A 23294-nucleotide genomic window follows, 5' to 3' on the forward strand; every position below is an offset into this window, starting at 1 on the left:
ACAATCACCCCATTCGCCTCTGTTGTCACATCCGTACCAGCACTTACGGTCAAGTGACGTGACACGGGGAGATGGATATGCGGAACGTCGTACGTGTACTGACCGGAATCGCGGTCCCGGTACTGGTGGCCGGGGTGATCACCGCCGGGTCGCCGGGCTTCGGCGCCTACACCGTCAAGAGCGGTGACACCCTCAGCCACATCGCCAGCCGCTACGGCACCAGCGTCAAGACGCTGGTCGCCCTGAACAAGCTCCCGGGCAACGGCAACGCCATCTACGCCGGTGAGGTCATCAAGCTGCCGGGCACACCCAAGGCCGCGCCGAAGAGCCGGACCGCCGCCAAGGCACCCGCCAAGCGCTCTCAGCTCCGCATGAGCAGGTACGTCGTCAAGCCGGGCGACACGGTCTCCAAGATCGCCAAGCGCTTCCGGTGCTCCCAGGCCAACCTGCTGGCGGCCAACCGGATGCGGTCCAGCGACCGCATCTACGCCGGCAAGACCCTCCGGGTCCCGGTCAAGCTCAAGGTGAAGGCAAAAGCCAAGCCGAAGGCGACCAAGAACAACACCTTCGCCGGCCGTACCTACGCCGACCACATAGTCGCCCAGGCGGACCGGAACCGGGCCACGCTCAAGAAGCGCAAGCTCCCGAGCCGGGCGCAGATGCGGACGCTCATCATCAAGACGGCCAAGCGGTACGGCGTCGATCCGGAACTGGCGCTCGCCGTGAGCTGGCAGGAGTCCGGCTGGAAGCAGCGCGTCGTCTCCCCCGCCAACGCCATCGGCGCCATGCAGGTGATCCCGTCCACCGGACGGTTCTCGTCGAGCATCGTCGGACGCGACCTGGACCTGCTCAAGGCCCAGGACAACATCACCGCCGGAGTGGTGCTGCTGGACCGGCTCACCGGTGCCGCCAAGCTCGACATCGCGGTCGCGGGCTACTACCAGGGCCTCGGCGGGGTGCGGAAGAACGGCATGTACCCCGACACCAAGCAGTACGTGAAGAGCGTGCTGCGCCTGAAGGGTCAGTTCGAGAAGGGCTGGAACCCGCTCAAGTGATCGTTTGACTCGGACACCACCTGAGGCCGGCAGCGGTGCGCCTGGCGCTGTCGGCCTTGAGCCTTATCTACACTCTCTGGAGCAGAGGTAGCTTGAGAGGCGGCTCACCAGCAGTGACGGATGACGTGGACACGCAGGTTGGCGATCGCCTCGTCGGGCGTGTGCTCGACGGCCGCTACCGCGTGGGCGCCCGTGTCGCGAAGGGCGGCATGGCCACCGTCTACCAGGCGCTGGACATGCGCCTGGACCGGACCATCGCACTGAAGATCATGCACGACGGGCTCGGTGACGACGCCCAGTTCGCCCGCCGCTTCGTCGCCGAGGCCCGGGCCGCCGCCAAGCTCTCCCACCCCAATGTGGTGGCCGTGTTCGACCAGGGCGACGACAACGGCACGCTGTTCCTCGCCATGGAGTACATCCCCGGCCGCACGCTGCGTGACCTGATCCGTGAACACGCACCGCTGTCGCCTGCCCGCGCTCTGGACCTGCTGACGCCGATCCTGTCCGCACTGTCAGCAGCGCACGACGCCGGAATCGTCCACCGGGATATCAAGCCGGAGAACGTCCTGCTCTCCGACAACGGCGTGGTGAAGGTCGCCGACTTCGGTCTGGCCCGTGCGGTCAGCGCTACCGGCAACACCGCGACCCAGGGCCTGCTGATGGGCACCGTCTCCTACCTGGCTCCTGAGCTGGTCACCGACGGCAGTGCCGACGCCCGCTCGGACGTGTACTCGTCCGGCATCCTGCTCTACGAGCTCCTGACCGGGGAGAAGCCGCACAGCGGTGACACCCCGATCCAGGTGGCCTACGCGCATGTGCACGCCGACGTGCGCGCCCCGTCACTCCTGCAGCCGGAGATCCCGCCGTACGTCGATGCGCTCGTGCAGCGCGCCACCGCCCGCGAGCGCGACCTGCGCCCGGCAGATGCGCGCGTGCTGAGCCGCCAGGTACGCCGGGTGCGCAGCGCCCTCGAGGAGGGCCTACCGGACGACCCGGAGCTGACCGGCGACCTGACCGTGCCGATCCAGCAGATCCGGCAGGACAGCGACTACGACGACGGGTACACGCGGGAGGTGTCGAACCCCAACGTGCTCAGGCACGAGACCATCGTCGTACCGGTGGACCGTGGGCGCCCGACCGGCCAGCCGGCACCGCGGAAGCCACCCCCGGCACCCGTACGGCGTCGGCCGAGCCGCGGTCTGATCGCGCTGATCATCATCCTGCTGGCGGCGATCGGTATCGGCACGACAGCCTGGTACTACGGCGTGCACCTCTACACGACCGCTCCGGACCTCGTGAAGCTCACTCCGGCCGCAGCGGCTGTGGAGGCCGAGAAGTACGGGCTGCGGACCACGCTGTCCAACCAGGACTACTCGGAGGACGTCCCCAAGGGACAGGTCGTGTCGACCGACCCCAAGTCGGGCGACCGGATCCGCAAGGACGGTGAGATCAACCTCACCGTCTCCAAGGGCCCGGAGCGCTACCGCGTGCCGCAGCTGGCCGGTCTGGATCTGGACGCCGCGAACCTGGCGCTCGCACCGGTCAAACTCGTGCAGGGCCAGGTCAAGGAGCAGTACGACGAGACCGTGCCGGCCGGTCGGGTGGTTGCCTTCTACCCCCGGTTCGACATGGTCGTGAAGCCGAACACCGCCGTCAACTTCGTTGTCAGCAAGGGCAAGAAGCCGATCGCGGTCCCCGACTTCACCGGCAAGACGTACCGCGAGGCGAACCGCGCGCTGCGCAAGCTCGGCTTCGTCGTCAAGCGCACCGACCAGTACGACGCGAAGGTGCCCGAGGGCGCCCTGATCAGCCAGACGCCGAAGGGCGGCACACTGCACGCCAAGGACACGGTGCAGGTGGTCGTCTCCAAGGGCCCGCCGCTGGTCGACGTACCGAATGTGAAGCGCAAGTCGCTCGCCGACGCCCAGCAGATCCTCAAGCAGGCCGGGTTCCTGGTGAAGGTCGAGAAGGCCGCGCTGAACCTCGGTCTGAACATCGTCGCGGCCCAGAATCCGGGCGCTGGTCAGAAGGCGAAGCCAGGCAGCACCATCACCGTCACGGTGCTGTGATTAGCTGTCCCGTGTGAATCGCTCGCGCCTTGCCGTACTGGCATTGCTCACCGTGGCGGCGGCCTGGGGATCGACGTTCTTCCTCACCAAGGACCTGCTCACCAGGATGGACGTCGCCGACTACCTGGCGTTGCGATTCCTCATAGCGTCCGTCGCGCTGCTGCTGGTCCACCCGCCGGCCATTGCCCGCCTCAACCGGCTGGACCGTGGCCGGGCCGTTGCCCTGGGCATCACTTACGGCATCGCGCAGCTGGTGCAGACCGAAGGCCTCCGGCACACGCCCGCGTCCGTCTCGGGCTTCGTCACCGGCATGTACGTCGTCTTCACGCCGCTGCTGGCCGCAGTGATCCTCCGGCACAAGATCGGCCGCTGGGCGTGGGTAGCGGTAGTACTGGCCACCGTTGGTCTCGGTGTCCTGTCGCTGCGCGGCTTCACCATGGGTACCGGTGAGCTGCTCACTCTGGCCTCGGCAGGTCTCTATGCCTTGCACATCATCGGTCTGGGCGCCTGGTCCACTCCAGAGAACGCCTTCGGGCTGTCCGCGCTGCAGATGGTCGTCATCACCTGTGTCTGCGCGATCGGCGCCATCCCTGGTGGATTCTCGGTGCCGGGCAACACCCGGGACTGGATCAGCGTGGTCTACATGGCTTTGATCGCCGGTGCGCTCGCACTGATCGTGCAGACCTGGGCACAGGCCCATCTGACCCCGACCCGGGCTGCGATTGCCATGACGATGGAGCCGGTGTTCGCGTCGACGTTCGCGGTGCTGTTCGGCTCGGAGAGTGTGACCTGGCGGATGCTGACCGGCGGCGCTCTGGTGCTGGCCGCGATGTTCCTGGTCGAGCTGGCGCCACGACGGAAGTTCGAGGCCGAAGTGCAGCACCTCGCCCAGTAGGAGAGCCATGCGGGACAACAGCGCCCGGCGGGTCCGGTGGTTCCCCACCGCGGCCATCGCCGTACTGCTGGCTGTCCTGGCCGGAGGTGGTGCTGTGAACATCGCTCACCACCCACAGCCGAACCTCGTCATCACCGGCGTACCGCAGCGGGCTCCAGCACCGGACCTGCGCTCCCAGGCCCTCGCCGACCTGGACGCGCTCACGCTGCCCAACGGCGCCACGCTGGCCGGCTGGGACGGCCCCTGGCGCTACGTCTGGCCGCGGGACGCGTCCTTCGTCGCAGCGGCCCGCTGCGCGGTCGGCCAGAACACCGAGGCCGCCCGCGTGCTCGACTTTCTGGAGCGGGTGAAGCCGACCACTGGTCGCTGGGAGGCTCGGTACCGCGAGACCGGCGAACCGGTCGACGACGGTCGCGAGCAACAGCTCGACGGATCCGGCTGGGTGCCCTGGGCGGTCTGGTTCTGCCGGACCGGTGAGCAGCACTGGGACATGGTGCGTGAGTCCGCCGACCAGATCACCCGCGAGCTCCGGCCAAGCGGACTGCCCGCGCCCTCACCCGACTACTGGGAGCAGCACGAGTCTCAGGTCACTCTGGGCACCGTCGCGCCACTGCTGACCGGACTACGCGCTGCGATCCGGATCGCCACCGACCTCGGTCGCACCGCCGAGGCCGGCCGCTGGCAGGCCGCTCTGCAGACTCTGGCCGCGGCAACCGAGCGCCGGTTCGCACCGACCTTCCCCCGCACCCCGGCGTACGCAGAAAGCTTCTTGGAGCCCGGTCTGCCGCCGACCCGGCTCGGTGGCGGTGCTGATGCCATCGTCACCGTGCTGGGTCCACCGTTCGCTCCGGAGCGGGCCGAGGTCAGTCAGGCGATCGCCAACACCCGCGCTGTCCTGACCCAGCCGAACGGCGGCCAGGCGCCCGGCGAGGACTGGCGAGCAGACGGCGTCGCCTGGACACCGCAGACCGCTCTGTTCGCGCTGAGCGCTGCAGCCCGCGGTGACCGCGCCACGGCCGAGTCGATCCTGAGCTGGCTCGACCACTACCGCACACCGAGCGGACACCTCTCGGAGAAGGTCAACCGTGACAAGCAGCCTGCCGGCGAGGTACCCCTGGGCTGGACCGCCGCCCTGGTCGTCCTCGCCGATCAGGCCCTGCAGAGGCCACTACCGATCCCCTAGCAAATCTCCATCACGTCGTGCACCGGCGCCTCCGGCCGCGTCGTACTGGTCTTGGCCGAGTAGAAGAACGCGGTCGACGCAATGTCGTCCTGCAACGGCAGATAGCGTCCACCCGACCGCCAGCCCAGCGCCTGTACGTCGGCGCGCAGCCGCGTGCGGAACCGGATCGGGTCCGGCAGGTGGAAGCGGTACATCCCGAACCGCTGCTGGCTCGCGTACTGCCCGTCCGGCCGGATCACCTGCGGCATCCCGAGGTACGGCGTACTGAACTCGGTGTACCCACCCAGGTGCGGTACGTCGAAGTTCCACGCACCCCCGAAGTAGTCCTCAGTACCGGTACCGCAGATGGTCGGGAACTCCTCGTCTCCGTCCAGGTAGAACTTCACCTCGCCCTCACCCCACCAGCCACTGCTGTTGACGCCCCACGCGAGGTACGTGCCCACGTAGTGCCCCGGACCCTCCACGCCGTCCAGCAGCGTGTGCACGGTCGCAGCCGCGAGCGGGTTGCTCCTACGCCACTGCGCATGCAGGTACGCCGACTTGTCCGGTACGGCGCCCAGCCAGTAGTCCACCTGGAAGTAGACCACCACAGCCTCGTCGTGAGTGTTCTCCAGCGTCAGAGTGGCCTGGGACTGGAACGGCATCTCCCAGTAGCAGTTGAAGCCGCCGTTCGGGTTCACAGCGACCGGCAGCGAGTTCACCTGAGCGAACTTGCCCCAGCCCGAGCAGAAGAAGTCACCGACCGGAGTCTCGATCGCCGGAGCCTCATCGCCGTCCCAGTGCGCCCGGAGCACCAGCCGCCGCCAGTGGTCTACATGAGTTGTCAGCCAGATGTGGGTGATGGCCCCGGAGCCGGTGATGTCGGCCAGGGTGGCGGTCTCCCCCGGACCGATCTGGATCGACGGCGACACCTTCCAGCCCTGACCGAGGTCCCGGGCCGCGTGAGCGCCCGTTCCTTCGGTACGACGGCCGCCCTGGCCCGGCTCACCGGTCGGGTTCTCCGCGCTGATGGAGCGCGTCTCGACGTCCGCGAGCGCGCTGATTCCGGACAGGTTCCCAAGAGTCATAATGCGACCCTAGGCGATGAGAAATCGATTGCCCAGCCCCTCAGGGGCGATCAGCAGGGACGAACCTTGGCGTCCAGGCCGGTGAAGCTCAGGCAGGCCCACGGCCGCCCCAGCGCCGGATTGGCCCGCAGAATGAGCGGATAGGCGTCAGCGCCGCGAGCGTCCACCGGCGACCCGACCGCTCCACCACGTGCCGTGGCGGCCGCCTTCACATCGTCGATCGTGACCGCCGAGCGGCTGGCCTTCTGAGCAGCCGCCGCAGCGTCCGAAGCGACCTGCAGGGCGAAGTCGATCTCCGGCGGACTCGCCCAGGTCGTGGTCGTCACCGGGAAGACCACTCCGAACATCGCCAGCCCGACCGCGACGATGATCCGCCGCAGCCGCCGGCTCTGGTCACCGGCCAGCAGGGCCGCACAACACAACGCCAGCGCGAGCGTCATCCCCCGCAGGATCCAATGCCGGTCGAGCCGGCCGTCCACCAGCACCCCGGCCAGCACCGCCACCAGAACACAGAAAGCGCTCACTGCCAGGGCCTGCACCCGCGAAGACACCGAAACCATGCCGCAGACAATAGACGAGCGTGTGCGACGCGCCGGTCAGGTCGTTGCTGACCTATCAGCCTGGCAGTGTCGGAGGAGCCCCCTTCGCCCTCCCAGCGATTGGAACGACCGTGGTTCACGAGGAATCGACCGACCCCGGCGCCTGGAGCATCTCGCGGCGCCGCGCCCTGCAACTGAGCGGCGGAGTCGCCGCAGTAAGCGCTCTCTCGACCGCTCCCGCCACCGCAACCGCAGCCGGTACGACGGCGCCCGGCCAAGCGGTCCTGAGCGAAGGCACCAACATCATGGTCGCGGCCTCGCCGGACGGCCGCTGGCTGGCCTTCGACCTGGTCACCGCGATCTGGGTGACCCCGGCCGCCGGTGGCGCCTCCCGGCGACTGACCGACGACCTGCAGGACGCCACCCGGCCGCGATGGTCACCGGACAGCCGGCGGATCGTGTTCCAGTCCTATCGCGACGGCAACTTCCACCTCTGGTCAATCGATGCTGACGGCAACAACCTGAGCCAGCTCAGCACCGGCCCGAAGGATCACCGCGAACCGCACTTCACCCCGGACGGCCGTGCCGTCGTGTTCTCCTCCGACCGCGGCAGCACCGGCAGCTACGGCATCTATCGGCTCGACCTCGACACGTCGAAGATCACCGCGCTGACCGACGATCCGACCGAGGAGGCCGAGCCCACCGTCTCCGCCGACGGCACGAGGCTCGCGTTCACCGTCGACGCGTCGTCGATCGCGGAGGTCGACCTCGGCACCGGCGCCCGCCGTACCGTGGTCCCGGCGCAGACCGGCAGCACCGTCTACGGCCCGGCCTACTCCCCCACCGGCCAGCTCGCGTATGTCCGCCTCAGCGGACCGGTCTGCGACCTCGTGATCGGCGACCAGAAGGTAACCAGCGGCAAGGACGTCTTCGCGCTGCCGCCGTCCTGGGTGTCGGCGAACGAGCTCGTGTACACGGCCGACGGCCACGTCGTCCGTCATCAGGTCGGCGGCGCGCACACCGTCGTACCGTTCGCTGCCACAGTGCCGATCACCTCACGCCGCCCGCGCCCGAAGTCGCCGGAGCTGGAACCGACCGGTTCGCGTCCGGTACTGGGGATCGCCGGCCCGACGGCGTCACCGGACGGACACTGGATCGCCTTCCGCGCCCTGAACGCCTTGTGGCTGGCGGCAACGAGTGGCCGGGGGCAACCACGCAAACTCGTTGCTGACGGCTACTTCAACAGCGATCCCGACTTCTCCCCCGACGGCAAGTCGTTGCTGTACGCAAGCGATCGCGACGGCGCCGCCGACCTCTGGCTGCACGATCTCAAGGCTGGAACGGATCGCAAGCTCTCTGCACTGCCCGGCGCTCAGACCGCGCCCCGCTTCTCGCCGGACGGCAAGCAGGTCGCGTACCAGGACCAGGACGGGATCGCCTGGGTACTGGATCTCGCCACCAACGCCTTGCGCCAACTGACCCCGACGCTCTTCCAGCCGGGCCGCGTCAGCTGGTCCCGGGACGGCAAGACTCTGGTCCTCGCCGCGGTCAAGCCGACCTCCAAACGCTTCCGCGAAGGCACCAGCCAGCTCCTGTACGTCGATGTCGCCACCGCTGCCCTCGAGTACGTCGAACCGATGCCGTTCCGCTCACTCGCCACCCGCGGCGACGACGGCCCGGTCTTCTCCCCCGACGGCCGCCACCTCGCGTTCGTGGTCGAGAGCCTCCTGTACGTCGTTCCGGTCGACCAACGCGGTCGCTTCACCGGCGAACCGCGAGCGATCACGTCCGAAGTCACCGACTCCCCGGTCTGGCAGGACAGCACCACGCTGCTCTACCTGAACAACGGCAGCCTCCGCCGGACCGACCTTCACGGCTCCCGGCCACGCACAGTCGCCATCGACCTGCAGTGGCGCCGGGCAACGATCAACCAGCACGTCACGATCCACGCGGGAGCGCTGTGGGACGGCCGGGAGACCGCTCTCCGGCGGGACGTCGACGTCGTCCTCGACGGGTCCCGGATCGCCGCCGTCCGGCCGCATCACGGGCGCGCGGACATCGACGCGTCGAAGCTCACCGTGATGCCCGGGCTGATCGACGCCCACAACCACTGGCATCTGCGCGGCCGGGCCTGGGGTGCGCGGCAAGGCAACCTCTGGCTGGTCTACGGGATCACGAGTACGCGCTCTCCCGGCGACCCGGCGTACCAGATGCAGGAAACCCGGGAAGCGCTCTCTCACGGTTCTCTGACCGGTCCGCGGTACTTCGCCACCGGCGAGGCGATCGACGGTTCACGCATCTACTACAACTTCATGCGACCGACCCTGACCGTGAAACAACTGGGACTCGAGCTCGACCGGGTCGAAGGGCTCGCCTATGACCTGGTGAAGACCTACGTCCGGCTGCCGATCGACTTCCAGCGACGCGCGATCGCCGCCGTCCATCGGCTTGGGCTGCAGTTGTCGTCGCACTACCTCTACCCGGCCGAGCATCTCGGCATGGACGGGATGGAACACACCGGCGCGACCAACCGCCTCGGCTACTCACACACGGTCAGCCGGCTCGGGCGCGCGTATGCCGATGTCGTCACGTTGTTCACCAAGGCCGGACTGTCCGTCACGCCGACCCTGTTCAACTCGACGATGGCGCACGTCGATGACCCGTCGCTGCTCACAGATCGCCGTACGACGACGCTGTATCCGTCCTGGGAGTACACCTACCTGCAAGGCGAGGTCGACACCGCCAAAGGACCGGCCGGGGTGACCACGCGCGAGTTGCTGCGCGGGAACGTCGATATGGTGCTGCGGATCCATCGCGGCGGCGGCCTGGTCATCTCGGGAACCGACACCCCGCTGGACAACATGGCGATCTCACTGCACGCCAACTTGCGGTCGATGGTGGCCGGCGGCTTCACGCCGTACGAGGCACTCACGACGGCGACCCGGAACCCGGCGCGCTGGCTCCGGCTCGAGGACAAGCTCGGCGTGATCAAGCCGGGCGCTCAGGCCGACCTCTCGTTCGTCACCGGCGATCCGCTGGCCGACATTCGGGCAGCAGCCGCGGTCGATCGGGTCATGGTCGCGGGCAAACTCCACACGGTCGACCAACTCCTGGCACCGTGGGTCGGGAAGGAGACGGCGACCGCGGGCCCGGCGCCGCTCAGCCGGGCGCAGGCGCATGCCCACGACCCGGAATACTGGTGGCACGAGCCCGAGTGGCTGCACCGACTGTGTTGTGAAGGGTAAAGATGTTCGAGATCGACACGGCAAGCGCGGCGGATGTGCAGCGGTTCAGCGAATGGGCCGCTGCCGAAGGCTGGAATCCGGGCCAGTTGGACTCCCTCGCGTTCACCGCCGCCGACCCGGCCGGCTTCCTGGTCGGCCGGCTCGACGGTGAGCCGATCGCGTCGATCTCCGGTGTCCGGTACGGCGGTGACTTCGCTTTCCTCGGCCTGTACATCGTCCGGCCCGCAGAGCGCGGCAAGGGCTATGGGATCCAGATGTGGCGCGCACTGATGGAGCAGCTTGCCGGCCGCAACGTCGCCCTCGACGGAGTGAGCGACCAGCAGCCCAACTACCGCAAGTCCGGCTTCCGCCACGCCTACAACCACATCCGCCACGAAGGCATCCCCGAGTCGGTCACGACAGAGGTCGAGCTGGTCGACGGACGATCCGTCCCGTTCGATCAGCTGGCCGCCTACGACCGCCGGTTCTTCCCGGCGGCCCGCGATGCCTTCCTGGCGCTGTGGGTGAGCCTGCCCGGGCACCGCTCACTCGCGGCGGTCCGGGACGGCCGGCTCGAAGGGTTCGCCGTACTGCGGCCGTCCCACAACGGAGCGCGGATCGGCCCGCTCTACGCGGCATCGCCGGAGATCGCCGCCGCGCTCGTTGCAAGCCTCGCCAAGGACATCCACATCGCGGTGGACGTCCCCGACAACAACCCGCCCGCCCTGAAACTGGCCGAGCAGCTCGGACTGCGCCCGACCTTCGAGTGCGCCCGGATGTACACCGGCGCCGTGCCGGACGTCGATACGACAGGCATCTTCGCGACGACCACTCTCGAGCTGGGCTAGCCTTGGGATCGTTTCCAACGATCGTGAGGACCGCCCATGTCCCGTCTCGCTCTCGTTCTCAGCACCGCCCTACTCATCCCCACCCTCCCAGCAACTGCCGCCGCGGACACCACTTGGACGCTTCCCGGCGTCGGCTCTGTCGGCGCGACCGTGGAGTCGTCCGCCGGCACCCTCCGGCTAAAGGTCCACAGCGGATCCATTGAAGCGGTCGAAGTCGCCGACCTCGGCCTGATCACTACCGCCGGTGACCTGTCGAAGGATCTGACCTTGCGCGCCGAGAGCCATCGGCCCGTGCGCACGTCGTACACGATGACGACCGGCAAACAGCGGCAGCGCAACGTCGTACAGGAAGAGAGTCGCCTGACCTTCGGCAACGCCAGTGGGTCGTTCACACTCGTGGTCCGCGTGTCGGATGACGGCGTTGGATTCCGGTACGAACTGCCGGGCCCGGTGACCGTGAAGCGCGAGACCGGCGGCTACGAGCTGGCGCCCAGCGCAGCCAGCTGGCTGCAGCCGTACAGTCCGCAACACGAGAACGAGCACGCCCAGGCCACAGCGTCGACCGCACCCACCGGACAGTTCGGCCACCCCGCACTCTTCCGCACCGGCAGCACCTATGCACTGCTGGCCGAATCCGGACTCGACGGCCGCTACTCCGGCGCGCGCCTCACGCACACCCAGGGCTCCAGCCGGTACGACGTACAGCTGGCCGACCCGGAGGTGGTGACCACGGCAACCGCCTGGCGGACGATGATCGTCGGCGACCTCGCGACCGTGACCGGGTCCACCCTGGTGGACGACCTGGCCGACCCCGCGCGGTTCACCGACACCAGCTGGATCAAGCCCGGGCTGTCCTCGTGGTCGTGGCTGGCCGAGAACTCCAGTCCCCGCGACTTCGAACGACAGAAGGACTATGTCGACTCCGCCGCGAAGAGCAACCTCAAATACGTCCTTGTCGATGAAGGGTGGAGCCCGGCCTGGATACCGGCCCTGACCCGGTACGCGCGGGCGCGTGGCGTCGAGGTGCTCGTCTGGTTCCACTGGACGAATCTGGAGACGCAGGCGCAGCGCGACGACTGGCTCCCGAAACTCGTTGCCTGGGGCATCAAGGGAATCAAGGTCGACTTCATGGAGTCCGATACCCAGGCCCGCTACCAGTGGTACGACGCGATCCTGGCCGACACCGCCGAACGCCACCTGATGATCAACTTCCACGGCTCGACCGTGCCGCACGGCCTGGCCCGGACCTGGCCGCACCTGATGACGATGGAAGGCGTCCGCGGCGAGGAGAACGGGCTGAACGCGACCCGGAACACGATCCTGCCCTTCACCCGCAACGTGATCGGCTCGATGGACTACACGCCGACCCGCTTCGCCACCTCCAAGCCGCAGACCTCCAACGCACACGAACTAGCGCTGCCCGTGGTGTACGAGTCCGGCTGGACGCACATCGTCAGCTCCCCCGAGGAGCTCGATTCCCAACCCGAGGGCGCTCGGTTCCTCGGTCAGTTGCCGACGGCATGGGATGAGACTCGGCTGATCTCCGGTGCACCTGGTGAGCAAGCGGTGATTGCCCGGCGCAACGGAACCACCTGGTTCGTCGGCGGAATCAGTTCCGGTACGGCGGGAGCGATCGCCGTACCGCTGTCGTTCCTGAGCGGCGGCGGCCGATGGCTGGTCGAGACGATCACCGACAACGGCCCGACCCTGGTGCGGTCGAGCAGCGTCCGGACCGGCGAGGATCAGCTCACGATCGACACCGCCGAGCACGGAGGCTTCGTCCTGCAGGCCTGCCCGTACAAGACCGGCCGTACCACCTGCGACCAACTGCATCAGGTTGCACCCAGTACGACGGTCCTGGTCGACGCAACGCCGACCACCGTCACCACCGGCGGCACGGTGAAGGTCCAAGGCATCTTCGTGGCCCGAACCGGTGGTCCGGTCCGCGATCTCGTGCTGGCTCCCGACGTACCGGCCGGATGGTCGTTATCGGGCAAGCCCGTCCGCAAGAGCCTGCTCCGCGACGGCGAGAGCGTCAGCGGATCGTGGACCTTGAAGGTCGGGCCCAACGGCGTCCGCGGCGATCTGGATCTCGTTGTCGGCGGCAACTACACGGCGCCGGACGGACGGAAGATCTACTCCGCGGACGCGGCCCGGATCTTCGCCGAACCGCTGCCGCCCCGCGGCTCGACGTACGTGAGTGATCTGCCCTGGACGGACGAGACCAACGGCTTCGGACGACCGCAACAACGCGACCACAGTCACGGCGGCGAGAACCCACCGGCGACGTTGACGATCGGCGGGAAGACCTACGCGAAGGGCATCGGATCCCATGCGGCCAGCTCGTTGACCACCTGGCTGGGCGCAGCCTGCACCCGATTCGTCGCCGAGGTCGGCGTGGACGACGACGTCACGACCGACGAAGGTTCGGTCACCTTCGTGGTGACGGGTGACGGCCGAACCCTCGCCAGTACGCCGGTCATCCGGCGCGGCGCCGCGACCTTGCTCGACCTTGATCTCACCGGGGTCAAACGGCTCACTCTCGCCACCACGGACGGCGGCAACGGCAAGAACTCCGACCATGCCGATTGGGGGCTGGCCGCGCTGACCTGTCGGCCTTAGCTCTGCCGTCTCTAGAAGGGAAGCTTCGGCTGCGGCGGCCCGTGGGTCGGGTCGACGCCGTCGAACAGACTGCTGACCGACTCGCCGCCGTGGATCCGCTTGATCGCCTCGGCGAACAGGCCGGCCACCGAGCTGACCTGCAGCTCGGGGAAGCCGTCGGGCCGCGGAACCGTGTCCGTGCTGATCACCTCGGTGATCAGCGGATGCGACCGCAACCGCTCGACGGCCTTCCCGGCGAACAGGCCGTGGGTACAGGCGATCGCGGCCTCGGTGACGCCGCGCTCCTTCAGCCGGTCGAGCAGCTCGATGATCGAACCGCCGGTGGCGATCTCGTCGTCGAGCACGATCGCCCGCTTCCCGGTGACGTCACCGACGATCGCGTCGATCACGACCCGGTCGTCGGCCAGCCGCTGCTTGCTGCCCGCAGCCACCGGCAGCCCGAGCAGCCGGGCGAACTGGGTCGCGGTCTTCGCGGCGCCGAGGTCCGGGCTGACCACGACCGTGTCGCTGAGATCGCGGCCGCGGAAGTGATCAGCCAGTACGCCGATCGCGGTCAGGTGGTCGACCGGTACGGAGAAGAACCCGTGCACCTGGGGTGCGTGGAGTGCCATCGTCAGCACCCGATCGACCCCGGCCGCGACCAGCAGGTCGGCAACCAGCCGGCCGCCGATCGAGATCCGGGACGCGTCCTTCTTGTCCGACCGCGCGTACGCGTAGTGCGGCATCACCGCGGTGATCTGCTGCGCCGAGGCGCCGCGGGCGGCGTCGATCATCAGCAGCAGCTCCATCAGGTGCTCCTGCGTCGGCGGCACCAACGGCTGCACGATGTAGACGTCGCGCTGCCGGCAGTTCGCCTGCAACTGCGCCTGCAGGCAGTCATTGCTGAAACGATGGATCTCCACCGGTGAGAGCTGAACGCCGAGGTCGGCGCAGATCCGCTCTGCAAATTCGGTGTGGGCATTTCCGCTGAACACGACGATCTCTCGCACGGCTCTCCCCGAACGCTGCCGACTACGACACTGCGAACCCTACTTGGCCGCGGTGCGGATCTTGTCGGCGAGGGCGTCCACGAGCGAGGTGACCAGCTTGATGGTGCCCTCGTCGACCAGGTTCCCGGCCTCGTCGAACCGCTCGTGCGCCCGGAAAGCCATCACCTCGGGCTTCACCACGACATCGGAGTGCGTCCAGACGAACACCTGCCGCAACGCCAGCTGCGCCCGAACCGTCCCGAAGTTCGTCGGCGCCGCCCCCATGATCGCCACCGGCTTGTGCAGCAACGACGACGTCGCCGACGGCCGCGAAGCCCAGTCGATCAGGTTCTTCAGCCCACCCGGGATCGAGTAGTTGTACTCCGGAGTCGCGAACAGCACCCCGTCCGCCGCGTGAATCCGCTCCCGCAACGCCCGCACCTGAGCAGGCAGGTTCTCCTCGGTATCCAGGTCCCCGTCGTAATACGGCAGCTCCGCCAACCCGTCGTACAGGTCGATCGCCACCCCCGCCGGCGCATGCTTCTGCGCCGCCCGCAGCAGCGCAGTGTTCAGCGAGCCGGCCCGCAACGAGCCCGAGATCCCCAGAATGTCCAAGTCAGTCATAGAACAATTGAAACATAAACTACCTCAGCCCGACCCAGCACCCCCGCTCCGTGGAGTCCCACCGCCGCTGGACAGGTCGGCGGGTGGGTGGGTGGGTGGGTGGGCATCAGCTGTGCACCCCGCCCGAGCGTCTTGGCCCCGATCACAGTGCGGAATTTGAGGGGATCTCCCCCCAAGTCGCTGGTTCTCCCCTCGTTTTTTGGCCAGAGAAGGGTCAACTTGAACGGATCTCCCCTCAAATGGACGCCAGCCAACGGCCCCTCGCCACGGCCGGCAACCACAGCCCCTCCAGCCCCCGGCAAGGTTGCACCTCCGGCCACCGTCCTTGCCCCCAGCCACCGGACCGACCGGCCACACTCCCGAGTTGATCAGCCGCGACGACAACCAACCGCCTGTACGCCGGCCACGGCCGACCGGCGTACAACCAGCCAACCCCCGTCACCACCCCGCCCATGCGCCGGTGTCACCAGTCAGGGGCTTGTCGAAGATCGCACCGTGGTGCCGGTGTCCCCACCCGAACCCGTGGTGCCGGCGTCCCCACCCCAACCCGTGGTGCCGGCGTCCCCACCCCAACCCGTGGTGCCGGCGTCCCCACCCCAACCCGTGGTGCCGGCGTCCCCACCCCGCCCATGCGCCGGTGTCACCAGGCAGGAGCTCGTCGAAGATCGCACCGTCGTGCTGGCGTCACCACCCCCACCCGTGGTGCCGGTGTCCCCAGCCCCACCCGTGATGCCGTAACCCCGCCCGTCCCGCCGCCCCGTCCCCCCGCCCTCGCCCAATCCGCATTTCGCTGGCTAGGCACTCAAATGGGGGGTTCAGCACCCTTAACCACGGTGCAGAACCCCCAAGCGCGGTGCCTAGCCAGGCAAATCGGCGGGGCGGAACGGCCGGGGCGGCGGGCGGGAACCGCTGAATCGGCGGCGCGGGAACGGGTGGGGCGGGAGCGGCCGGGTCAGCGGGTGGGAGGGTCAGCGGGGTGGAGGGCCGGGGCGGGAACGGCCCGGCGGCGGGAACGGCGCGGCGGCGGGCGGGGACCGCTGGATCGGCGGGATGGAAGCGGTGAGGCGAGGGGGTTAGCCGGTGAGCAGGCGGGCTAGGAGGTCTGCGGTGAGGCGAGGGGGTTAGCTGGTGAGGAGGCGGGCTAGGAGGTCTGCGGCGGTGCGGCAGTCCGCAGTGGAGGCGTCCAGGTGGGTGACTACTCGGAGCTGGGTGGCGCCCACGCCGCCGACGAGGACGCCTTCGGCGCGGGCGGCGGCGACTACCTCGGGGACCGACTTGCCGGTGGTGGCGAGGTCGGCGATGACGATGTTGGTGTCGACCTGGTCGGGTTTGACCGAGCCGGGGGCCGCGTCGGCGAGGGCTTCGGCGATCAGGCGGGCGTTGGCGTGGTCTTCGGCGAGGCGGTCGATGTTGTGCTCGAGCGCATACAGACCAGCAGCAGCCAGTACGCCGGCCTGTCGCCAGCCCGCGCCGAGTCGCTTGCGCCAGACCCGGGCCTCGCGAATCAGTTCGGTGGAACCGACGAGGACGGAACCGACCGGGGCGCCCAGGCCCTTGGAGAGGCAGACGCTGGCAGCCGCTGCGCGACCGGCGTACGAGGCCGGTGTCCGACCGGTGGCGACGGCCGCGTTCCACAACCGTGCGCCGTCGAGGTGCAGCGGGATGTTGCGGGATTCGAGTTCGTCGGCCAGTGCGTCGTACCCGTGCTGGATCGCGCCGCCGCCGAAGTTGTGCGTGTTCTCGACCGAGACGGCCGAGGTGGTGACGAAGTACGGGCCGAGATCAGGCGCGATCAACGCCTGGACCTGCGTGAGGTCGGTCGGCCCGATCCACGTGCGCGTGGTGACGCCGCTGACGGCCGCGTGCGCGCCCAGCTCGGCACGCACCACATGGGCGCTCGCCTCACACAGCAGCTCCCCGCCGCGCGGCACCAGAGCCTGTACGCCGAGGAGATTCGCGAGTGAACCCGTGACCGTGAAGAGCCCGGCCTCATGACCCAGCAGCCCGGCGACGGTCTCCTCGAGCTGGTTGGCCGTCGGGTCTTCGCCGTACACGTCGTCGCCGAGCGGAGCGCTCGTCATCGCCGCCAGCATCCCCGCCGACGGCTGGGTGACGGTGTCCGACCGCAGGTCGATCATGCCCGTGCAGCCCGCAGCCGCTCGGCGACCAGGAACGCGAGCTCGAGCGACTGGTGCCGGTTCAGCCGCGGGTCGCAGGCGGTCTCGTACCGGTTCGCGAGGTCCTCGGCGACGAGCGCCTCACCGCCGCCGACGCACTCGGTGACGTCGTCGCCGGTCAGCTCGATGTGGATGCCGCCCGGCCAGGTGCCGACCTGCTCGTGCGCGTCGAAGAAGCCCTGGACCTCGTCCATGACCGCGTCGAAGCTGCGGGTCTTGTACCCGTTCGGGGTCTCGAAGGTGTTGCCGTGCATCGGGTCGCAGACCCACGCGATCGGCGAACCGTGGTCGCGCACGGCCTCCAGCAGCGGCGGCAGCCCGTCGCGGATCTTGCCCGCGCCCATCCGGGTGATGAAGGTCAGCCGGCCCTCGATCCCCTTCGGGTTCAGCTTGTCGGTCAGCGCCCGGATGTACTCCGGCGTCGTGGTCGGGCCGATCTTCACGCCGAGCGGGTTGGACAGCGAGGACAGGAACTCGATGTGGGCCCCATCCAGCTGACGCGTCCGCTCCCCCACCCACAGCAGGTGGCCGCCGACGTCGTACGGCTGCTCGGTGCGCGAGTCGATCCGGGTCAGCGCGTGTTCGTACTCGAGGATGAGCGCCTCGTGCGACGCGTAGAAATCAACGGTCCGGAACTCGTCGGCGGTCGCGCCACAGGCGCGCATGAACGCCAGCGCCCGCTCGATCTCGGTCGCCAGCTGCTCGTACCGCCGGCCGACCGGCGAGGACTTCACGAAGTCGGTGTTCCAGGCGTGCACCTGGTGCAGGTCGGCGTACCCACCCGTGGTGAACGCGCGCGTCAGGTTCAGCGTCGCGGCGGCCGCGTTGTAGACCCCGCGCAGCCGGCGCGGGTCCGGGATCCGCGCCTCGGGCGTGAACTCCAGCCCGTTGACGGCATCTCCCCGGTACGACGGCAGCGTCACGCCGTCCCGAGTCTCCTCACCAGAACTGCGCGGCTTCGCGTACTGCCCGGCGATCCGCCCGACCTTCACGACCGGCACACTCGCGGCGTACTGCAGCACGACGGACATCTGCAGCAGCACCCGGAGCTTGGCCCGGATGTTCTCCGCGGTCACCCCGTCGAAGGTCTCCGCGCAGTCCCCACCCTGCAGCAGGAACGCCTCACCCCGCGCCACCGCACCGATCTTGGTCGTCAGGTCGTCACACTCACCCGCGAACACCAGCGGCGGCAGCCTCCGCAGCTCCGCGATCACCTGCTCCAACGCCACCGGATCAGGCCACTCCGGCTGCTGCAACGGCTTCAGCCCCCGCAGCTCGTCCAGACTCGGCACGCCAGGCACTTCACCGGCACTCAACGTCGCGAATTGCATGCCCCAACCCTATTCGAGCCCCACCACCCCCCGCACTCCCGTCTCAGTCACACCCCTCCCCGCCTGCCTCCCTCCCTCCTCCCCAAACCGCTTTGGGGCGGATCCACCTCCCGAATCCGTCCCAGATCCTCCCCAAACCAATAACCCCCGCTCCCCCTCCCCAAAACCGGTTTGGGGAGGGCTGACGCCTTCCTCGATCACGTTCGGGGAGGATCCACCCCCCGAACCGGGCCCGGATCCTCCCCAGATCGGCTGCGGCCGTTGCGTGGACTCCCCAAACCGGTTTGGGGAGTTGTCCACAGATGAGAGATGGGAAGAACGAGACAGGGGTGAGAGGTGCATCTTCTTGGCGACGGAGTTCGTTCGGCGGGAAGGGGTGCACTGGTGAGGGACGACGAGGTGTCGGCCGCGTTTGGGGAATTGCGGGGTCGGCAGGCGGGGGCGTTCAGCAGGGCACAGGCGCTGGCCCACGGAGTCAGCGAGAAGGTACTGCAGGGACGGTGCCGGGCGCGTCAGTTGCAACGGGTGCGTGCAGGGGTGTACGCCGACTTCACTGGACCCCTGCCATGGGAGATCCGGATGTGGGCAGCCTGGCTCGGCTGCGGGCCGGACGCTGCGCTGGCTGGGGAGACTTCTCTTCGCCGCTTCGGCGGCGAAGGCGATTGGCGCGATGACCAGGTCCACCTCGCGGTGCCGCACGCACGGCGACTCGACCCTCGACCGGGCATCCGCGTCACCCGGCACCGCGACTTCGAGGCGTTGGTTCTGGATGCGCGCGAGCCACCGATGATCCGCTTGGAGGCGGCGCTGCTGACGACCGCGAGCTCGTATCGCGATGCCTTCCGGCAAGCTGCCGTGCTCCTCGACGCATGCCGGCAGCGCAGAACGACCCCAGCGCGGCTCCTGACCGAACTGGACTCCTTTGCCCGGCTGCGAGGCCGCCAATTCCTCCGGCAGATTCTGCTCGACGCGGGCCAGGGTGTTCACTCCATCCTCGAGCGTGCGTATCTGCAGCGTGTCGAGCGCGCTCATGGGCTCCCGCGCGCGACCCGGCAGGTGCGGGTGTCCGGGAGTGGCGGGACGATCTACCGCGACACCGAGCACGAGCCGTCCGGGGTCATCGTCGAGCTCGACGGTCAGGCCGGGCACCTGGATCCGATCAGCCGATGGCGCGACATGAGCCGGGACAACGCTGCCGCGACCAGCGGCAAGATAACCCTCCGCTTCGGCTACCAGTTGGTCACCCGCCCCTGCGAGGCCGCCGCGCAAGTCGCCGCGGCCCTGCAGTACCGAGGCTGGCCAGGCCGCCCTCAGCCCTGCTCGCCCACCTGTCCGGTCGGCCGCTGACCCAGAGTGGGGTGGATTTCAGCCCTGACCGGCCCAATCAACGCCCCACCTCGACTCGACAGCTCAGCGGCGGGGGGTCCAGGCGTCGCCGTACGGGGTGGGCTGGTCGTCGTCTTCGTCGTCCTCTTCGTCTGGTTCGTCTGGTTCGTCTTCGGGGTCGGCCTCTAGGGACTCGATGACGGCGTAGAGGCGGGGCAGGCGGGTTTGGAGCTCGGCGTCGTCGTCGAAGTCGAAGGGGTCGCCAGCCAGTACGGCGGCCTGGGTGGCGGTGGGTGGGAGTGGGGAGTTGGTCACGCGTTCATGGGCGGTGGCGGCGGCGTACATGACCAGCTCACCGTCGAAGTCGGCGTCGGCGCTGGGGTCGAGGAGGTTGGCCAGGGAGTCGGGGCTGGTGAGGGTGGCGTCCCAGGCGGGTCGGCCCTGGGCGACCAGCCAGGCGCGGAAGTAGTCGAAGGCGTCGTCGGAGGCACCGCCACAGATCAGGTACGCCGCCGCCCAGAGGTCGATCCGGTACGACTCCGCCTGCAGCTGCTGGAATTCGTGGTCGAAGGCAGCGATCTCGGCCGGCTCCAGCTCGGCCAGTACGTCGGTCAGTGCCTCCGCGAACTCCTCGGTGTCGCCGTACGTGTCCTCGACCGAGGCTCGCGCCCGGGCAATCGTGTCCCAAAACCCCTGTCGATCCATGGCGCCCATGATTACGTACCCGAGCGGGTCATCCGAACAGTGCGATTCCCACTTCACCGGGGTAGGCGGCGTGCTCGGCCTCGGCCACCATCAGCGCCGCGATGCCGGCCCGCGGCGACAGCGGCGCGCGCCGTACTGGGAGGTCAGGAAGCCTTGGTGTCGCCGAGCCGCAGGTGATCGTCGATCGACTCGCCGGCCTTGAGCAGTTCCTTGGCCTTGTCGGCGTACATGTCGACGTACTCCTGGCCGGACAGGTCCATCAGCGCGTACATGATCTCGTCGGTGACCGAGCGCAGCACGAAGCGGTCGCGCTCCATGCCCTCGTAGCGCGAGAAGTCCAGCGGCTCGCCGACCGCGACGCCCGGACGGTTCATCCGCGGGAACAGCTTGCCCGGCTCACGCCGCCAGACCTTCGGCAGCACCGAGCCCGGGGGCTGCAGCTTGTGGGTGTCGATCATCGCGACCGGGATCACCGGGACACCGGCGACGATCGCCATCCGGGCCACGCCGGTCTTGCCCTTGTACAGGCGGCCGTCGGGTGACCGGGTGCCCTCGGGGTAGATCCCGAACAGCTGGCCCTTCTTCAGGATGTCCAGGCCGGTGTTCAGCGCGGCCAGCGAGGCCCGCCCGCCGGAGCGGTCGATCGGGATCTGGCCGATGGAGCGGAAGAAGGTCGCCATCAGCTTGCCCTTGATCCCGGGCGCGGTGAAGTACTCCGACTTGGCCGGGAAGACGATCTGCCGGGGTACCGCGACCGGCAGGAAGATCGAGTCCGAGAACGCGAGGTGGTTGCTGACCAGCAGCGCCGGGCCCTCGCTCGGGATGTGGTGCAACCCCGTCACCTTGGGCCGGAAGAAGAGCTTCACGAATGGTGCAACGATGAACTGTCTGATGAGCAGGTACAGCATCCGCCTCGACCTCCGTCACTCGCCCGACATCGTTCATCACAGATACAGAACCACGGTACCCGTTCATGGTCCGCCCGTACCGCCGCCGGCACCAGTGCCCGCCGGTGCGGAGACTACGTTCCAGCTTCCCCCTCAGGCAATGTCACCGCCAGGAATGCCCACGTTGCTCACCGTGTTGTCATCTGGATGCAGACTGGAGGAAGTCCAGATGCGACCATTGGTGACGCGGCGGGGTGGGGGCTCGATGCCACCGCCCTATGCCGCGTGTGAGGAACCCCACGACCGGGCGAGGAGTCGACCGTGCCAGTGCAAGTCCACGCGGAGGAGTTCCGCAGTGCCGGGACCGGCGCGAACGCCGCCGTCGGCGTCCTGTTGAGTCACGGATTCACCGGTACGCCGTACTCGATGCGCCCCTGGGGTGAGCATCTGGCCGCACTGGGGTACGGCGTGGCCGTGCCGCGGCTGCCCGGCCACGGAACCACCTGGCAGGAAGCCAACCGCACCACCTGGCAGGACTGGTACGCCGTTCTCGACAACGAGCTGGCCAGATTACGCAAGGAGCACGACCAGGTGGTCGTGGCCGGACTGTCGATGGGCGGTTGCCTGGCGCTGCGCCTGGCCGAGGAGCACGGGGCGGACATCGCCGGCCTGGTGCTGGTGAACCCGTCGGTGAGCACCGAGGACAAGCGGGCCGCGCTGCTGCCGGTGATCGCCAAGGTGATCCCGTCCTTCCCGCCGATCGCGAACGACATCAAGAAGCCGGGCGTGGACGAGCACGGGTACGCGCGGATGCCGCTGCGGGCGATGCTCTCGCTGTCGCAGCTGTGGAAGGTGACCCGAGCAGATCTGGCCAAAGTCACCCAGCCGCTGCTGTTGTTCCGGAGTACTGTCGATCATGTCGTGGAGGCGAGCTCGGCGCGCAACGTGCTGGCAGCCGTATCGTCGCGCGACGTGACCGAGACCCTGCTCGAGAACAGCTACCACGTGGCCACTCTGGACAACGACGCTCCGCGGATCTTCGAGGACAGCGCGGCCTTCATTGCGCGCGTGACCGGTCCCGCCGATGCGTGACAACGGCCTGACCGCCGCGAAGTACACCTCGTTCGGCCGGATCGACTCCCTGGTCGCCGAGCCGGTCCTGGCCGCCCTGGCCACGGCGGGCATCGCGGCGTACTGCGAAAGCTCCGACGACGTACCGGACGAGCTGTTCGTCGACGCCGACCAGGTCGAGCAGGCCCGCCCCGTGATCGCGCGCGCCACCGAGGACGCCGAGTGGAAGTCGCTGGTCGAGCAGTTCAACGCGCCGTCCGCGCCCGGCCACGACGGCGGTGAGACACCGGTCCCGCGGTGGCCGGTCAGCGAGGACGTGGACGAGAAGTACGAACCGCTGATCGACGTACCGGCCGGTCTGATCGTCGGCGACGACCCCGAGGACGAGCCCGAGGCCCGCCCGAAGCGACCTGCTGATGACCCGCATGACCACTTCGTGCCGCCGGAGCCTCCGCGCGGCCCGAAGCTGGACTGGGCCAGCCGGCTCGCCTGGCTCGGCGCGCTCGGCGGGCCGATCCTGCTGATCCTGGCCGCGGTCCTCGACTTCGGCGACCGCCGGATCACCGCGGTCGCCGTCGCCGGTTTCATCGGCGGCTTCCTGACGCTGGTGATCCGGATGAAGGACCGCCCGGCCCAGGACGACACCCCCGACGACGGGGCCGTAGTGTGAGTTAGCATCAGCAGATCGTCGGACAATCTGACG

At 68.6% G+C, this 23294-nt stretch carries 18 protein-coding genes; 10 read left to right on the plus strand and 8 right to left on the minus strand.

Going from position 1 to position 23294, the window contains the following annotated elements; translation table 11 throughout:
* Positions 1-77: 77 nt before the first annotated feature.
* The 4 genes from ACFVWG_RS06380 (at position 78) to ACFVWG_RS06395 (ending at position 5202) form a co-directional block, all read left to right on the plus strand.
* A complete protein-coding gene (locus tag ACFVWG_RS06380; RefSeq protein WP_391542097.1) occupies positions 78-1055 on the plus strand; it encodes a LysM peptidoglycan-binding domain-containing protein in 978 nt (325 codons plus the stop codon).
* A gap of 125 nt (positions 1056-1180) precedes the next feature.
* The gene (gene pknB / locus ACFVWG_RS06385; protein WP_391542098.1) at positions 1181-3124 is read left to right on the plus strand and encodes a Stk1 family PASTA domain-containing Ser/Thr kinase; all 1944 of its coding nucleotides are present in this window, start codon (positions 1181-1183) and stop codon (positions 3122-3124) included.
* Between the two features lie 13 nt (positions 3125-3137).
* Positions 3138-4019 (plus strand): DMT family transporter, encoded by an 882-nt coding sequence (locus ACFVWG_RS06390; protein WP_391542099.1) that lies wholly within the window; start codon positions 3138-3140, stop codon positions 4017-4019.
* A 7-nt stretch (positions 4020-4026) separates the two neighbouring features.
* Positions 4027-5202 (plus strand): glucoamylase, encoded by a 1176-nt coding sequence (locus ACFVWG_RS06395; protein ID WP_391542100.1) that lies wholly within the window; start codon positions 4027-4029, stop codon positions 5200-5202.
* Here ACFVWG_RS06395 and ACFVWG_RS06400 read toward each other — a convergent pair.
* Together ACFVWG_RS06400 and ACFVWG_RS06405 are read right to left on the minus strand one after the other, a co-directional pair.
* Positions 5199-6269, minus strand: a complete 1071-nt coding sequence (locus ACFVWG_RS06400; protein ID WP_391542101.1) for a glycoside hydrolase family 172 protein — start codon at positions 6267-6269, stop codon at positions 5199-5201. The two genes, ACFVWG_RS06395 and ACFVWG_RS06400, sit on opposite strands and share 4 nt — an antisense overlap.
* Positions 6270-6319: 50 nt before the next feature.
* Positions 6320-6829 carry a hypothetical protein gene (locus ACFVWG_RS06405; protein WP_391542102.1) on the minus strand — a complete coding sequence of 170 codons (510 nt, stop codon included), beginning with the start codon at positions 6827-6829 and terminating at the stop codon, positions 6320-6322.
* 110 nt (positions 6830-6939) lie between these two features.
* Between ACFVWG_RS06405 and ACFVWG_RS06410 the strand changes: the two genes are divergently transcribed.
* Genes ACFVWG_RS06410 through ACFVWG_RS06420 form a run of 3 tightly spaced genes read left to right on the plus strand, consistent with a single transcriptional unit; the run spans position 6940 to position 13502 of the window.
* The gene (locus ACFVWG_RS06410; RefSeq protein WP_391542103.1) at positions 6940-10053 is read left to right on the plus strand and encodes a DPP IV N-terminal domain-containing protein; all 3114 of its coding nucleotides are present in this window, start codon (positions 6940-6942) and stop codon (positions 10051-10053) included.
* Positions 10054-10055: 2 nt separating this feature from the next.
* On the plus strand, positions 10056-10880 hold the full coding sequence (locus tag ACFVWG_RS06415; protein ID WP_391542104.1) for a GNAT family N-acetyltransferase: 825 nt from the start codon (positions 10056-10058) through the stop codon (positions 10878-10880).
* Positions 10881-10916: 36 nt separating this feature from the next.
* The gene (locus tag ACFVWG_RS06420) at positions 10917-13502 is read left to right on the plus strand and encodes a glycoside hydrolase family 97 catalytic domain-containing protein (RefSeq protein ID WP_391542105.1); all 2586 of its coding nucleotides are present in this window, start codon (positions 10917-10919) and stop codon (positions 13500-13502) included.
* Positions 13503-13513: 11 nt separating this feature from the next.
* Here the strand turns inward: ACFVWG_RS06420 and ACFVWG_RS06425 are convergent, their stop codons facing one another.
* From ACFVWG_RS06425 to ACFVWG_RS06440, 4 genes are all read right to left on the minus strand, one after another.
* Entirely contained in the window at positions 13514-14491 is a 978-nt protein-coding gene (locus ACFVWG_RS06425; RefSeq protein WP_391542106.1) for a ribose-phosphate diphosphokinase, read from the minus strand.
* Positions 14492-14530: 39 nt separating this feature from the next.
* Entirely contained in the window at positions 14531-15094 is a 564-nt protein-coding gene (locus ACFVWG_RS06430; RefSeq protein ID WP_391542107.1) for an NADPH-dependent FMN reductase, read from the minus strand.
* A 1121-nt stretch (positions 15095-16215) separates the two neighbouring features.
* Positions 16216-17232: a threonine aldolase family protein gene (locus ACFVWG_RS06435; protein ID WP_391542108.1), complete on the minus strand. Its 1017-nt coding sequence runs from the start codon at positions 17230-17232 to the stop codon at positions 16216-16218.
* Positions 17229-18602, minus strand: a complete 1374-nt coding sequence (locus ACFVWG_RS06440) for a class II 3-deoxy-7-phosphoheptulonate synthase (RefSeq protein ID WP_391542109.1) — start codon at positions 18600-18602, stop codon at positions 17229-17231. The genes ACFVWG_RS06435 and ACFVWG_RS06440 overlap by 4 nt, the downstream gene beginning before the upstream one ends.
* A gap of 384 nt (positions 18603-18986) precedes the next feature.
* Here ACFVWG_RS06440 and ACFVWG_RS06445 point away from each other — a divergent pair, with 384 nt between their 5' ends.
* Positions 18987-19949 carry a hypothetical protein gene (locus tag ACFVWG_RS06445; protein WP_391542110.1) on the plus strand — a complete coding sequence of 321 codons (963 nt, stop codon included), beginning with the start codon at positions 18987-18989 and terminating at the stop codon, positions 19947-19949.
* A gap of 63 nt (positions 19950-20012) precedes the next feature.
* Here ACFVWG_RS06445 and ACFVWG_RS06450 read toward each other — a convergent pair whose 3' ends face one another.
* Both ACFVWG_RS06450 and ACFVWG_RS06455 read right to left on the minus strand, forming a co-directional pair.
* Positions 20013-20633: a DUF4240 domain-containing protein gene (locus ACFVWG_RS06450; protein ID WP_391542111.1), complete on the minus strand. Its 621-nt coding sequence runs from the start codon at positions 20631-20633 to the stop codon at positions 20013-20015.
* Between the two features lie 143 nt (positions 20634-20776).
* A complete protein-coding gene (locus ACFVWG_RS06455) occupies positions 20777-21541 on the minus strand; it encodes a lysophospholipid acyltransferase family protein (protein ID WP_391542112.1) in 765 nt (254 codons plus the stop codon).
* Between the two features lie 300 nt (positions 21542-21841).
* Between ACFVWG_RS06455 and ACFVWG_RS06460 the strand changes: the two genes are divergently transcribed.
* Positions 21842-22612, plus strand: a complete 771-nt coding sequence (locus tag ACFVWG_RS06460) for an alpha/beta hydrolase (protein ID WP_391542113.1) — start codon at positions 21842-21844, stop codon at positions 22610-22612.
* Entirely contained in the window at positions 22605-23261 is a 657-nt protein-coding gene (locus ACFVWG_RS06465; protein ID WP_391542114.1) for a hypothetical protein, read from the plus strand. Before ACFVWG_RS06460 ends, ACFVWG_RS06465 begins: the two co-directional genes overlap by 8 nt.
* Positions 23262-23294: the final 33 nt, after the last annotated feature.

Source organism: Kribbella sp. NPDC058245 (genome assembly GCF_042882005.1).
In the GTDB taxonomy this organism is placed as follows: Bacteria; Actinomycetota; Actinomycetes; order Propionibacteriales; family Kribbellaceae; genus Kribbella.